The organism is Mycobacterium alsense, assembly GCF_002086635.1.
Classification (GTDB): Bacteria; Actinomycetota; Actinomycetes; order Mycobacteriales; family Mycobacteriaceae; genus Mycobacterium; species Mycobacterium alsense.
The window spans coordinates 15375-27709 of record NZ_MVHD01000008.1; the positions used below are offsets into that span (position 1 = coordinate 15375).

Below are 12335 nucleotides of genomic sequence, written 5' to 3' on the forward strand. Positions count from 1 at the left end.
CACCATGCCCTTTGCCGAGTACCAAAACGAGCTGTACGCGCAGGGTCAGGCCGGACGCCAGCCGCCCTACCCCATCAGATTCGCCGACCTGGAGGCAAAGGCGGCCGCGGCGATGCCGCCGAAGGTGTTGGACTACGTCGCCGGCGGCGCCGGCGACGAGCACACCCAGCGGGCCAACTGCGACGCCTTCAAGCGCTGGGGCCTGTATCCGCGGATGGGCGTCGCCCCCGAGCAGCGCGACATGTCCGTCGAGCTGTTCGGCATCGCGCTGCCGTCCCCGATCTTCATGGCGCCCATCGGTGTTATCGGCGTGTGCGCCCAGGACGGCCACGGCGACCTGGCCGCGGCGCGGGCGTCGGCGCGCACGGGCGTGCCGTTCTTCGTGGGGACGCTCACGTCCGACCCGATGGAAGAGGTCGCCGCCGAACTCGGCGATACGCCGGGCTTCTTCCAGCTGTACACGCCGCCGGACCGCGAGATGGCCGCCAGCCTGGTGCACCGCGCCGAGGCATGCGGGTTCAAGGGCATCGCGGTCACCCTCGACACCTGGGTCACCGGGTGGCGGCCGCGCGACCTGAGCGGCGGGAACTACCCCCAGGTGCCCAGCGGATGCCTGGCCACCTACACCTCCGACCCGGTCTTTCGCGCGGGCCTGGATCCGGGTGAGGACGCCACCGAGGCGGCGGTGCGCAAGCTGCCGATCTTCGGTGGCCCGTTCCGGTGGAGCGACCTGGAGTGGCTCCGCGACCAGACCAGCCTGCCGCTGCTGGTCAAGGGCATCTGTCACCCCGACGACGTGCGCCGCGCCAAAGACATTGGCGTCGACGGCATTTACTGTTCCAACCACGGCGGTCGCCAGGCCAACGGCGGACTGCCCTGCCTGGATTGCCTGCCCGGGGTGCTCGAGGCCGCCGACGGGATGCCGGTGCTGTTCGACTCGGGCGTCCGCAGCGGGGCCGACGTCATCAAGGCGCTGGCGCTGGGGGCCACGGCGGTGGGCATCGGCCGCCCGTACGCCTACGGCCTGGCCCTCGGCGGTGTCGAGGGCATCGTGCACGTGCTGCGCTCGCTGCTGGCCGAGGCGGACCTGATCATGGCCGTCGACGGGTACGCCTCGCTCAAGGACCTGACGCCGGAGGCGTTGCGGCCCACTTACTCGTAGCTTCCCTCGAGGTACCAGCGCCGCCGGCGATAGCACAGCAGAAAGGCCCGCTCGTCCTCCAGCAACACCTGGGCGCGGGCGGTGCGACTTTCCCCTTGACCGGCCCTACCCCGGTCATCCCACCACCGTTCGTCGACCGGCCACGGCCCGGCCCACCAGCGCAGCCGCTCGTCCCGGCCGGGCGCGGTCAGCCGCGCCGGGTCGGCCGAGAACATCCCCCGGCTGGTCACCCGTATCGGATTGCCTTGGGCGTCAACCAATTCCACCGGGTCGTCCAGCAACACGGCCGGCGACGGCTCCGGCAGCCGGCCGGGCCACGGAAGGCCCGGGTCGGCCTGCGGCACCGGTTCGTCGCCCAGCGGGGTCAGCGTGATGCGTTCGGCGGGCCCGCGACCGCCGGACAGCACCGGCACCCGCACCGCCTCCGGGCCGAGCAGGCCCTGCACCCGCACCAGCGCGCGGCGGGCCCGCATCCGGTCCTCCTCGCCCAGGCCGCCCCAAAGCGGAAGCTGCAGGGCCCCGGCCGACACCACCTCCACCGCCCGCAGCCGCAGCAGCGTTATCGGCGACGTGGGGCGGTCTTGCGCCCTCCTGTTGCTCAACCACCCGTCCAGCTGCCAGCGCACCCTGTCGGCGGTGGCGTCCTCGGTCAGCGGCTCGGCGCACCGCCACACCCGTTGCCGCTCTTCGCCGTTGGCGGTGACGGCGTGAATGGCCAGCCGGGTGCAGCCCACCCCGGCGGCCATCAGCGCCCGGTGCAGCGCGCCGGCCAGCGAGCGCCCGGCAAATGCCGCGGCGTCGACCCGGTCGACCGGCGGGTCGCAGTCCAGCACGGCCTCGAGTTCCTCCGGCGGCTCGCGCCCGGACGGACCCCGCTCCGGTTCGGCGCGGGCGAAGCGGTGCGCGGCCACCCCGTCGGCGCCGAACCTGGAGGCCACGTCGGTCCGCGACAGCGCGGCGAACTGACCGATGGTGCGAATCCCCATCCGCCACAACAGGTCCGTCAGCTCCTCGCGCCCAGGGCCGGACAGGCTCGGCTCGGTGGCCAGCTGCCGGATCGACAGCGCCGCAAGGAATCTCGCGTCGCCCCCCGTCTCGATGATGCGGCCCGCCCGCGCGGCGAAGACCGCGGTGGACAGCCGGTCGGCGATGCCGACCTGACACTCGGCGCCGGCGGCGGCCACCGCGTCGATCAGCCGCTCGGCGGCCTGGGCCTCGGAGCCGAAGTAGCGGGCCGCGCCGCGCACCGGCAACACCAACAGCCCGGGCCGCAGCACTTCGGCGCGGGGCACCAGGTCGTCCACCGCGGCGACCACCCCCTCGAAGAAGCGGGCGTCGCGGTCGGCGTCGGCGGTCGCGACGTGCAGCTGCGGGCAACGCGCCGCCGCCTCCCGTCGTCGCAGCCCCCGGCGCACCCCCGCCGCACGCGCGGCCGACGAGCAGGCGATCACCCGGTTGGCCAGCGTGACCGCGATCGGGGCCGTCGCGGGCAGGTCCGCGGCCGCCGCCGCCGCGACCGCGGGCCAGTCCATGCACCAGATCGCCAAAACCCTTGAGCCGGAAGGGTTCATCCGGCTCGCGCCCGGCCGGCCACCCGCCTGCCCGCGCACACCCCGCTCACCTGCAGCCGTACGCTGCCGATCCGGCCGAATCCCGGGCGGCCGCCGCCGGTGATCTCATAGCCGCAAACCCGGGCCGCAAGCCGCGTCGGCGCGCCCTGCCAGTCGCCGTCGGTGACCAGCAGCGTGCACCCCTTGCTGCGGGCCCGCGCCACCACCGCGCGCGCCCGCGTCTGCGGCACCCGGCGCCCGCCCAGGCCGAGCACCACCAGGTCCATGCCGTCGATGAGCACCGCGGCCACCTCGACCGGATCGGTTCCGGGATCCGGGATCACGGCGAGGCGGCTCAGGTCCGCCCCCATCTCCGCGGCGGCCAGCAGCCCGATGTCCGGCTGGCCGACGATGGCGACGTTGCCGCCGGCCGCCGTCGCCGCGGCCACCATGCTCACCAACAGCGACCGCGCCCCCGACAGCACCGCCACCGTGCCCCGCGGCAACGGCACCGGCAGCGACTCCGCAAGCCACCCCGGGAGCGCCAGCCGGGATTCCGAATCCGGCAGCAGGTCGTCGGCGGGGGCGGCGGCCCCGGCCACCGCGCCCGACATTTTTCCGGAGATCTGAGCCATCCGCCGGCGCAGCGATTCCAGCTGGTCAGCACGGTGATCGGAGGCAAAAGCCGCGGTCATGACCAACCTCCTCGATCAGCTCTTTTCGAACTTATGTTCGATACATTTGCGAGTAAACACCCACCCTCTGACAACCGTCAAGCAACGCAAGATGCTGCTTTAGGCGGGCGATGCTGGTGTGGCAAATGGTGCTTTTGAGTAGCGTGGTATCGGTGGCGAACAACGTGACGATCGCGCAGACACACCGCGAAACTGCAACTGGCAACGCATTTCTCGAGAAGAGGCGTCGGCAGTTGCAGCTTCGCGGCATAAGCCGGCGGCCAGCTACTCCCACTCGATGGTGCCCGGCGGCTTGCTGGTGATGTCCAGCACCACGCGGTTGACCTCGCGCACCTCGTTGGTGATGCGCGTGGAGATGCGCTCGAGCACCTCGTAGGGCACCCGGGTCCAGTCGGCGGTCATGGCGTCCTCGCTGGACACCGGCCGCAGCACGATCGGATGCCCATAGGTGCGGTTGTCGCCCTGCACCCCGACCGAGCGGACGTCGCCCAGCAGCACCACCGGGCACTGCCAGATCTGGTTGTCCAGGCCGGCGGCGGTGAGCTCCTCGCGCGCGATCGAGTCCGCGCGCCGCAACGTCTCCAAGCGACCCGCGGTGACCTCGCCCACGATGCGGATGCCCAGCCCCGGCCCCGGAAATGGCTGGCGCGCAACGATTTCCTCCGGCAGGCCCAGCTCCCGCCCGACCGCGCGCACCTCGTCTTTGAACAGCAGCCGCAGCGGCTCGACGAGCTTGAACTTCAGGTCGCCCGGCAGGCCGCCGACGTTGTGGTGGCTCTTGATGTTCGCGGTGCCGCTGCCCCCGCCGGACTCCACCACGTCCGGATACAGCGTGCCCTGCACCAGGAACTCAACCGGCTTGTCCCCCAACACATCCCGCACCGCACCCTCGAACGCACGGATGAACTGCCGGCCGATGATCTTGCGCTTGCCCTCGGGGTTGGTCACCCCCGACAGCGCCTGCAGGAAGGTGTCCGCCGCGTCGACGGTCACCAGGTTGGCGCCGGTGGCGGCGACGAAATCGCGCTGCACCTGCGCTCGCTCGCCGGCGCGCAACAACCCATGGTCGACGAACACGCACGTCAACCGGTCCCCGACGGCGCGCTGCACCAGCGCCGCGGCGACCGCCGAATCCACCCCGCCGGACAACCCGCAGATCGCATGGCCGTCACCGATCTTCGCACGCACCTGCTCCACCAGCGCACCGGCGATATTGGCCGGCGTCCACTCGGTGCCGAGCCCGGCGAAGTCGTGCAGGAACCGGCTGAGCACCTGCTGGCCGTGCGGGGTGTGCATCACCTCCGGGTGGTACTGCACCCCGGCCAGCCGCCGCTCCCGGTTCTCGAAGGCGGCCACCGCCGCGCCCGCGCTGCTGGCCACCACGTCGAATCCGTCCGGGGCCGCCGTCACCGCGTCACCGTGACTCATCCAGACCGGCTGGACACTGGGCAGGTCCGAATGCAGTTCGCCGCCAAGCACTTTCAACTCGGTGCGGCCGTACTCGCTGGTGCCGGTGTGGGCGACCGTGCCGCCGAGCGCCTGCGCCATCGCCTGGAAGCCGTAGCAGATGCCGAACACCGGCAACCCCAGGTCGAACAGCGCGGGATCGAGCTGCGGCGCACCGTCGGCGTAGACGCTGGCCGGGCCGCCGGACAGCACGATGCCCGCCGGATCGCGGGCCTTGATCTCCTCGATCGAGGCGGTGTGCGGGATGACCTCGGAGAACACCCGCGCCTCCCGGACCCGCCGGGCGATCAGCTGCGCGTACTGGGCACCGAAGTCCACGACCAGCACGGGCCGATGCGCCGGGCCGGCCGCCTCGGAGTCGACAGGTTTCGCCACGCCGCAAGCTTAGTGGCACGGCGCCGGGTGTCAGCGGTGTCGGCGTCCTAGTGCGCGGCGGCCGACCGGATCACGGCGTCGACGACCCGGCGGATCCGCACGGCGGCCTGATCCGGGTCGGGCTGGCCCGCATCGAGCCAGGCGATGACGGCGTCGATCGTCATGCTCGGCAGCAGCCGCGCCGCCCAGCCCCGCCATCGGTCGTCGGCTACGTCCGCGAGGTGCCGGCGGGTGATATCGGTCGATCTCTCCACGAGCGCGTCCATCACGTCACGAAATTCCGGTTCGCGTGCGGCGTAGCGATACAGCAGCCGGAAGGCGTCGGGATCGGCCGCGGCCGCGCGGATGAGCGCGGGGATGCTGGCGTCGTCGAGGTGGTCCCCCCCGGTGGCCTCGCGCAGCCGCATGTGACCGCTTTCGATCACTCCCCGGTACAGGTCGGCCTTCGACGCGAAGTGCCGGTAGAGGATCACCGGCGTGACACCGGCCTCGGCGGCGATGGCGTCCAGGCCGGTGTTGGCGAATCCGCCGCGGGCGAACGCGCGCGTGGCCGCCTCGAGGATCTGTTGGCGCCGCTGGGCGCGCGGCATCCGGCGGGTCGGCTCCGAGCGGACGGCGGTCACGCCACCTCCTCTTGTCTAGGCCTCAGTATACAAGTTATCTTGTATATAAGTATCTATACATGATCTGGCACGCGGAGGACGCAGATGATCCAGCGGGTGCGCACGCCGGTGGGCCACCCGGCCTGGCTGGTCACCGACTACGCCCACGTGCGCCCGCTGCTGGACGACGATCGCCTCGGCCGCTCGCACCCCGACCCCGACACCGCGGCGCGCACCGGGGAATCCGCGTTGTTCGGCGGCCCCCTGGGCGACTTCGAAACCGAAGCGGCCGACCACAGTCGGATGCGGGCGCTGCTGCAGCCCCATTTCGCGCCCCGGCATCTGCGGGCGCTGGAGCCACGGGTCCAGGCGCTGGCCACCGGGCTGCTGGACGAACTGGCGGAGCACGGCCCGCCGGCCGATCTGCACGAGCGGCTGGCGGTGCCGCTGCCGATCCTGGTGATCTGCGAGCTGCTCGGCGTACCCTATGCCGACCGCGACCGTTTCCGGTCGTGGGCAAACGATGCCAGCAACGTGCGCGATCACGCCCGCTCCGAGCGCGGGCTGGCCGAGCTGTTCGCATACGGCCGGGAGCTGGTGCAACGCAAGCGCACCCAGCCGGGCGACGACGTGATATCCCGGCTGTGCGCCACCGACGGCGTCTCCGACGAGGACGCCGCCGCGTTGTCGATGTTCATGCTGTTCGCCGGGCACGAGACCACGGTCGTCCAGATCGGGCTCGGGACGTTGCTGTTGCTGACCAACCGCGATCAGTGGCGTGCGCTGACGGGAGACCCCGCGTTGGTCACCAGCGCGGTGGAGGAACTGTTGCGCGGCGCGCCCATCGCCGGTGGCGTGGGCGGGATCCCCCGCTACGCTCGCACGACCTTCGACATCGACGGGGCGACCGTCCACACCGGGGACCTCGTGCTGCTGGACGTCGGATCGGCCAATCACGACCCGCTGGTGTTCACCGATCCCGAACGCATCGACATCGCCCGCAGGGAAGCCACCCACGTGGCGTTCGGATACGGCGCGCGCTACTGCATCGGGGCTCCGTTGGCACGCATGGAATTGAAAGTGGTCTTCAGCCAACTCGTTTCGCGATTCCCGTCCATGCACCTGACGGCCGATCCCGCGACGTTGCCGATGCGAGGCGACGCGCTCGCCGGCGGGCTCGTCACCCTCCCGGTGTCGTGGTGAATCGGGATCCTCTGCACAGCCTGAATCACGCCGTACATTTGTCTGCATGAGCAACGACGCCACGATCGGACCGGGCAGCGTCATCCCCGCGCGCAAACTCACCGCTGTTTCCGGCGACGCGGTCGCGATTCCCGACCCCGAGCGCCTCGTACACCTTCAACTGCGCCGCTTCGCCGGCTGCCCCATCTGCAATGTCCACCTGCAGTCGATCGTTCGTCGACACGAGGAGATCGCCAAGGCGGGTGTCCGCGAGGTCGTCGTGTTCCACTCGACCGATGAGGAGTTGGCTCGCTACGTCGACGACCTGCCGTTCGCGGTGGTTGGCGATCCGGACAAGGCGCTCTATGCCGAGTTCGGCGTCGGCACGTCGCCGCGAGCCGTGCTCGACCCGCGCTCGCTGGCGCCCGTGCTGGCACCGATTGCCCGTGAGCAGGTCGGCCGTATCCGGACTCGCCGCCCGTTGACCAACCCGCATCCGACCGGTGGCCGCCTCGGGTTACCCGGCGACTTCCTGATCGGCACGGACGGCAAGGTCCTGGTGTGCAAGCGCGGCCGCCACGCCAACGACCAATGGACGGTGGACGAGGTGCTCGCCCACGCCTACAGCGCGAACGCCTGACGCACCGCGGCGACGGCATCCGGGTCGCCTTCGACGCCGACGCGCCGCAGCGCCGCCCTGCGCTTGGCCTCGGTGGATCCCTGACGCGCGACGACGAGATCCGCCGCGCTGGCGGTGATCGTCACCGCGGGATCGCCGTGCGGGGCGGCGAGATGGCCGTCGCTCACCGCGAAATCGAAACGGCGACCGTCGATCTCGACGCGGCAGGTGATGTCCAAACCGTCGGTGACGCCGGGTTCGAAGGGCAGCAGCACTCCGGCGAGGAATCCGTTGAGCGGCGAGACCGGGCCGCTGTCGACCGGATCAAGCCGGTCCAGACCCAACCACGCGATGCTCCGCAGGATCGGTAGCACCTTCGTCCAGCCGAGCTCGCTGAGCGCATAGACGGTCCGTCCGATGGGGGCGGGCAGGTCGACGCGGTCGACCAGCCCGTCGCCCTGCAGCTCCTTGAGCCGCTCGGCGAGCAGGTTGGTCGCGATGCCCGGCAGCGCGGCGCGCAGGTCTCCGTAGCGGCGCGGCCCGCCGACCAATTCGCGCAGGATCAGCAGCGTCCACCGCTCGCCCAGGATGTCGAGGCCGATGGCGATGGGGCAGTTCTGGTTGTACTTGCGGGCCCGCACCCTCCCGACTTTACCGACACCAGAAATTATTTTCAATCATCTACTTGATTTATTTGTCTATCTACTTTACCGTCTTGTCCATGCGCGCCGAGCCGCTCTTCCGCAATCACCCGCTCCCCGCCCTCGCCGTCATCTGCCTCGGCGTCTTCGTCATCAGCGTCGACGCCACCATCGTCAACGTCACGCTGCCCACCCTGTCGCGCGAACTCGGCGCCGACACCGCCCAGCTGCAATGGATCGTCGACGCCTACACGCTGGTGATGTCCGGCCTGCTGCTGTCGGCCGGCAGCCTGTCCGATCGCTATGGCAGGCGTGGCTCGCTGAGCCTCGGCCTGGCCCTATTCGCGGTCACTTCCGGCGTTGCGGCCCAGGTTAATTCGGCGGACACGCTGATCGCGGCGCGCGCGGCCATGGGCGTTGGCGCCGCGGTGATCTTCCCCACCACGCTGGGCCTGATCACAAACATCTTCACCGACGCGGTGGCGCGCGCCAAGGCCATCGGAGTGTGGGCGGCGATGGTGGGCGTCGGGGTGGCCGTGGGCCCGATCAGCGGGGGCTGGCTGCTCGAGCACTTCTGGTGGGGCTCGATCTTCATGGTGAACATCCCGATCGCGGCGCTGGCCATCGTCGGCGGCATCTTGTTCGTCCCGACCTCACGGGACCCCGCGGCACCGCGCGTCGACGTCCCCGGCCTGATGCTGTCCGTGGCCGGCATCACGATGCTGGTCTACTCGGTCATCGAGGCGCCCACCCGGGGCTGGACCAGCCACCGCACCGTCACCGGATTCGCGCTCGCCACAACGGTTCTCGTCGTGTTCGCCCTGTGGGAGCGGCGCAGCACCCATCCGATGCTGGACGTTTCGGTGTTCGTCAACCGCCGCTTCTCCGGGGGCAGCCTCGCGGTCACCGCCGGCTTTCTGACCCTGTTCGGGTTCATCTTCGTCATCACCCAGTACTTCCAATTCATCAAGGACTACACGGCATTTCAGAGTGGTGTGCGCCTGCTGCCGGTCGCGGCCTCCATCGCGCTGGCCAGCATCGCCGGACCCCGACTGGTGGAGCGCGTCGGCACCACGGCCGTCGTCGCCGCCGGGCTCGCCGTGTTCGCCGCCGGCCTGGCCTGGGCGTCCACGGCCGACGCCGCCACGCCCTACGACCAGATCGCCATGCAGATGGTGCTGCTCGGCGGCGGCCTGGGCCTGACGACGGCCCCGGCCACCGAGGCGATCATGGGATCGCTGCCCATCGACAAGGCCGGCCTCGGGTCGGCCGTCAACGACACGACGCGTGAGTTCGGCGGCACCCTCGGCGTGGCCATCGCCGGCAGCATCTTCGCGTCGGTGTACTCCGGACATCTCGGGGGCGCCGCGTTGGCGGGCCTGCCCGCCGACGCGATGCGGCACTCGATGGCGCTGGCGCACACGGTGATCGGGCAGCTGCCCGCCCAACGGGCCGGCTATGTCCGAGCCGCCGTCGACCACGCGTTCCTGGACGGCCTGCGGGTCAGCTCGCTGGTCTGCGCGGGCATCGCGGCGGGCGCGGCGCTCGTCGTCGGCTGGCTTCTGCCGTCCCGGGAGCCGGCACGTCAAACCGAAAGGATCATGTCATGAGCGACAGCACTTACGTCCTCGGCCATGCCGACGTGGAGGTGCAACGCCTGCTCCTCCAAGGACGGCTCTATGACCACTACACCGAACACGCGCTGCGGCTCGCCGGGCTGCGCCCGGGCATGCGGGTGCTCGACATCGGCTCCGGCCCCGGCGACGTGTCGTTCGTCGCCGCCCGGCTCGTCGGCCCGACCGGAAGCGTCCTCGGCGTGGACGCGGCGCCAGACATGGTCGCGCTGGCCCGCAGACGCGCCGCCGAACAAGGCCTGACCACAACGCATTTCACCGAGGCCGCGATCGACGCGATCACCCTGGACGAACCAGTGGACGCGGTGATCGGCCGGTTGATCCTGATGCACCTGCCCGACCCGGCCGCGACCCTGCGACACCTCGCCGCATTCGTGCGCCCCGGCGGTGTCATCGCGTTTTCGGAGAACGACATCGCCGGGGCGCGCAGCATCCCGGAACTGCCGTTGTTCGGACGGGTCACGGCCGGCATCGTTCGCGCCTTCGAAGCCATGGGGCTCAGCGCGCGATTCGGCACCACGCTGCACACGGTCTTCTCCGACGCCGGCCTGGGCGCACCGCGGTTGACCCTGGGCACGCCGATCGGCACCGTCGCCGACGCCGACATCCTGGCCTACGCCGCCGAGGTCTGGCGGCTGGTCTCCCCCATCGCCGAACGGGGCGGCTTCGCCATCGACGAGCTGGCCGACATCGACGAGTTCGTGCCGCGGTTCCGCCGGGAGGCGCTCGCGGCCAACGCCGTCATCACGATGCCTCCCCTCATCACCGCGTGGGCGAGGGCACGGGCATGAACGCCACGATCCAGAGCCAATACTCGACGGGCTTGTCGCGCAACAACATCGAGCGCGCGCTGGTCGCCGCCGGCAAGGACCTCGATCGCCTCGAACCCGCCGATCTGGCCGCACTGGAGGACTTCCACACGATGGGCCGTATCGCCACCGCCCAGCTGGTGGACCTGGCCCAAATCACGAGTGACAGTGCGGTCCTCGACGCCGGCGGCGGCGTCGGCGGCACCGCCCGCTACGTCGCCGCCCGCTACGGCTGCCCGGTCACCGCGGTGGACCTCACCGACGAATACTGCGAGACCAACCGTTGGCTGAACAGGCTCGTGGGGCTCGACGACCGGATCTGCGTTCGTCCGGCGGACGTCACCGAACTCCCCTTCGCCGACGGCACTTTCGACGTCGTCATCAGCCAGCACGTCCAGATGAACGTGGCCGACAAGGCGCGCCTGTACTCCGAGGCGCGCCGGGTATTGCATGACGGCGGGCGGCTCGCCCTGTGGGACATCGTCATTGGAGACCACGGCGAACTCGACTACCCGCAGCCGTGGGCCGATCACCCCGCGCGCAGCCATCTGGTCACCGTCGATGGGTTGCGCGCCGTCGTCGAGGCCGCCGGGTTTGCGATCGGACACTTCAACGACCTCACCGACCAGGCGGCCGCGCTGATGCGGGCCATGCTGGCCCAGCCCGCCAACCCGCTGGGCTTGCACGCCTTCGTCCCCGACTTCGCGCGCAAGGTCGAAAACCTCACCCAGGCCCTATCCGACGGTCGCCTAAGAGCCGTCCAGGGGCTCGCCCGCGCGATCACGTGACACTGGCGGCGCTCGGGTAAGCATGGTGGAGTGGAGGTCGCCCGACCCCGACACCGAGAGTGAGGTCCCCGTGCTCGGCCTGCCAGACAAGGTGCGCGCCTGTCTCTTCGACCTCGACGGTGTGCTCACCGATACCGCGAGCGTGCACACCAAGGCCTGGAAGGCCATGTTCGACGCGTTCCTGTCCGAACGGGCCAAGAAGACCGGCGACAAGTTCGTGCCCTTCGACGCGGCCGCCGACTACCGGCGATACGTGGACGGCAAGAAGCGCGAGGACGGGGTCCGGTCGTTCTTGGCCAGCCGCGGCATCGAGCTGCCCGAGGGCAGCCCGGACGACGCGGGAGACGCCGAGACGATATACGGCCTGGGCAACCGAAAGAACGACATGTTCCAGAAGGTCCTGCACGACGACGGGGTCAAGGTGTTCGAGGGCTCGCGCCGCTACCTGGAGGCGGTCTCGTCCGCGGGCCTGGGCATCGCGGTGGTGTCGTCGAGCGCCAACACCCGCGACGTCCTGGAAGTCACCGGCCTCGACCGGCTCGTCCACAAGCGGGTCGACGGCATCACGCTGCGCGACGAGCACATCGCCGGCAAGCCGGCCCCCGACTCCTACCTGCGCGGGGCCCAGCTGCTCGACGTGGACCCCGAGGCCGCGGCCGTCTTCGAAGACGCGTTGTCGGGCGTGCAGGCCGGCCGGGCCGGTAACTTTGGCTACGTGGTGGGCGTCGACCGGGTGGGCCAGGCCGAGGACCTGCGCCGCAACGGCGCCGACGTGGTGGTCACCGATCTCGCCGACCTGCTGGCATGATCG

Annotated in this window: 12 protein-coding genes; 7 read left to right on the forward strand and 5 right to left on the reverse strand. The window is 70.7% G+C overall.

Annotated elements, in window-relative coordinates:
- The first annotated feature begins 4 nt into the window (after positions 1 to 4).
- Positions 5 to 1162 carry an alpha-hydroxy-acid oxidizing protein gene (locus BST11_RS07210; RefSeq protein ID WP_083137274.1) on the forward strand — a complete coding sequence of 386 codons (1158 nt, stop codon included), beginning with the start codon at positions 5 to 7 and terminating at the stop codon, positions 1160 to 1162.
- Here BST11_RS07210 and BST11_RS07215 read toward each other — a convergent pair.
- The 4 genes from BST11_RS07215 to BST11_RS07230 all read right to left on the reverse strand — a co-directional run bounded on the left by BST11_RS07215 (position 1153) and on the right by BST11_RS07230 (position 5872).
- Complete coding sequence (locus BST11_RS07215) at positions 1153 to 2733, reverse strand: DNA polymerase Y family protein (protein ID WP_211284667.1); 1581 nt, start codon at positions 2731 to 2733, stop codon at positions 1153 to 1155. The genes BST11_RS07210 and BST11_RS07215 overlap by 10 nt on opposite strands.
- Positions 2730 to 3407 (reverse strand): hypothetical protein, encoded by a 678-nt coding sequence (locus BST11_RS07220; RefSeq protein WP_083137275.1) that lies wholly within the window; start codon positions 3405 to 3407, stop codon positions 2730 to 2732. The genes BST11_RS07215 and BST11_RS07220 overlap by 4 nt, the downstream gene beginning before the upstream one ends.
- A 264-nt stretch (positions 3408 to 3671) precedes the next feature.
- Positions 3672 to 5249, reverse strand: a complete 1578-nt coding sequence (guaA, locus tag BST11_RS07225; RefSeq protein ID WP_211284669.1) for a glutamine-hydrolyzing GMP synthase — start codon at positions 5247 to 5249, stop codon at positions 3672 to 3674.
- Between the two features lie 47 nt (positions 5250 to 5296).
- A complete protein-coding gene (locus BST11_RS07230) occupies positions 5297 to 5872 on the reverse strand; it encodes a TetR/AcrR family transcriptional regulator (RefSeq protein WP_244897561.1) in 576 nt (191 codons plus the stop codon).
- Between the two features lie 84 nt (positions 5873 to 5956).
- On the opposite strand from BST11_RS07230, the gene BST11_RS07235 reads away from it, so the two are divergent.
- Together BST11_RS07235 and BST11_RS07240 are read left to right on the forward strand one after the other, a co-directional pair.
- Positions 5957 to 7054 (forward strand): cytochrome P450, encoded by a 1098-nt coding sequence (locus tag BST11_RS07235; protein WP_083137277.1) that lies wholly within the window; start codon positions 5957 to 5959, stop codon positions 7052 to 7054.
- A 46-nt stretch (positions 7055 to 7100) separates the two neighbouring features.
- Complete coding sequence (locus tag BST11_RS07240) at positions 7101 to 7673, forward strand: peroxiredoxin-like family protein (RefSeq protein ID WP_083137278.1); 573 nt, start codon at positions 7101 to 7103, stop codon at positions 7671 to 7673.
- On the opposite strand, the gene BST11_RS07245 is transcribed toward BST11_RS07240, so the two are convergent.
- Entirely contained in the window at positions 7655 to 8293 is a 639-nt protein-coding gene (locus tag BST11_RS07245; RefSeq protein WP_083137279.1) for a winged helix-turn-helix transcriptional regulator, read from the reverse strand. The genes BST11_RS07240 and BST11_RS07245 overlap by 19 nt on opposite strands.
- An 80-nt stretch (positions 8294 to 8373) precedes the next feature.
- On the opposite strand from BST11_RS07245, the gene BST11_RS07250 reads away from it, so the two are divergent.
- The 4 genes from BST11_RS07250 to BST11_RS07265 are packed head-to-tail and all read left to right on the forward strand — an operon-like array spanning position 8374 to position 12332.
- Entirely contained in the window at positions 8374 to 9903 is a 1530-nt protein-coding gene (locus BST11_RS07250) for an MFS transporter (RefSeq protein ID WP_083137280.1), read from the forward strand.
- Positions 9900 to 10718, forward strand: coding sequence for a class I SAM-dependent methyltransferase (locus BST11_RS07255; RefSeq protein ID WP_083137281.1), 819 nt, complete (start codon positions 9900 to 9902; stop codon positions 10716 to 10718). Before BST11_RS07250 ends, BST11_RS07255 begins: the two co-directional genes overlap by 4 nt.
- Positions 10715 to 11524, forward strand: a complete 810-nt coding sequence (locus BST11_RS07260; RefSeq protein WP_083137354.1) for a class I SAM-dependent methyltransferase — start codon at positions 10715 to 10717, stop codon at positions 11522 to 11524. The genes BST11_RS07255 and BST11_RS07260 overlap by 4 nt, the downstream gene beginning before the upstream one ends.
- Positions 11525 to 11546: 22 nt before the next feature.
- Complete coding sequence (locus BST11_RS07265; RefSeq protein WP_142276230.1) at positions 11547 to 12332, forward strand: beta-phosphoglucomutase family hydrolase; 786 nt, start codon at positions 11547 to 11549, stop codon at positions 12330 to 12332.
- Positions 12333 to 12335: the final 3 nt, after the last annotated feature.

Bases quoted from the DNA above. Each gene is read 5' to 3' on its own strand.
- BST11_RS07265 (WP_142276230.1), top strand. From the start codon at position 11,547: ATGGTGGAGTGGAGGTCGCCCGACCCCGACACCGAGAGTGAGGTCCCC.
- BST11_RS07210 (WP_083137274.1), top strand. From the start codon at position 5: ATGCCCTTTGCCGAGTACCAAAACGAGCTGTACGCGCAGGGTCAGGCC.
- BST11_RS07240 (WP_083137278.1), top strand. From the start codon at position 7,101: ATGAGCAACGACGCCACGATCGGACCGGGCAGCGTCATCCCCGCGCGC.
- BST11_RS07235 (WP_083137277.1), top strand. From the start codon at position 5,957: ATGATCCAGCGGGTGCGCACGCCGGTGGGCCACCCGGCCTGGCTGGTC.
- BST11_RS07260 (WP_083137354.1), top strand. From the start codon at position 10,715: ATGAACGCCACGATCCAGAGCCAATACTCGACGGGCTTGTCGCGCAAC.
- BST11_RS07215 (WP_211284667.1), bottom strand. From the start codon at position 2,733: ATGAACCCTTCCGGCTCAAGGGTTTTGGCGATCTGGTGCATGGACTGG.
- BST11_RS07220 (WP_083137275.1), bottom strand. From the start codon at position 3,407: ATGACCGCGGCTTTTGCCTCCGATCACCGTGCTGACCAGCTGGAATCG.
- BST11_RS07255 (WP_083137281.1), top strand. From the start codon at position 9,900: ATGAGCGACAGCACTTACGTCCTCGGCCATGCCGACGTGGAGGTGCAA.
- BST11_RS07250 (WP_083137280.1), top strand. From the start codon at position 8,374: ATGCGCGCCGAGCCGCTCTTCCGCAATCACCCGCTCCCCGCCCTCGCC.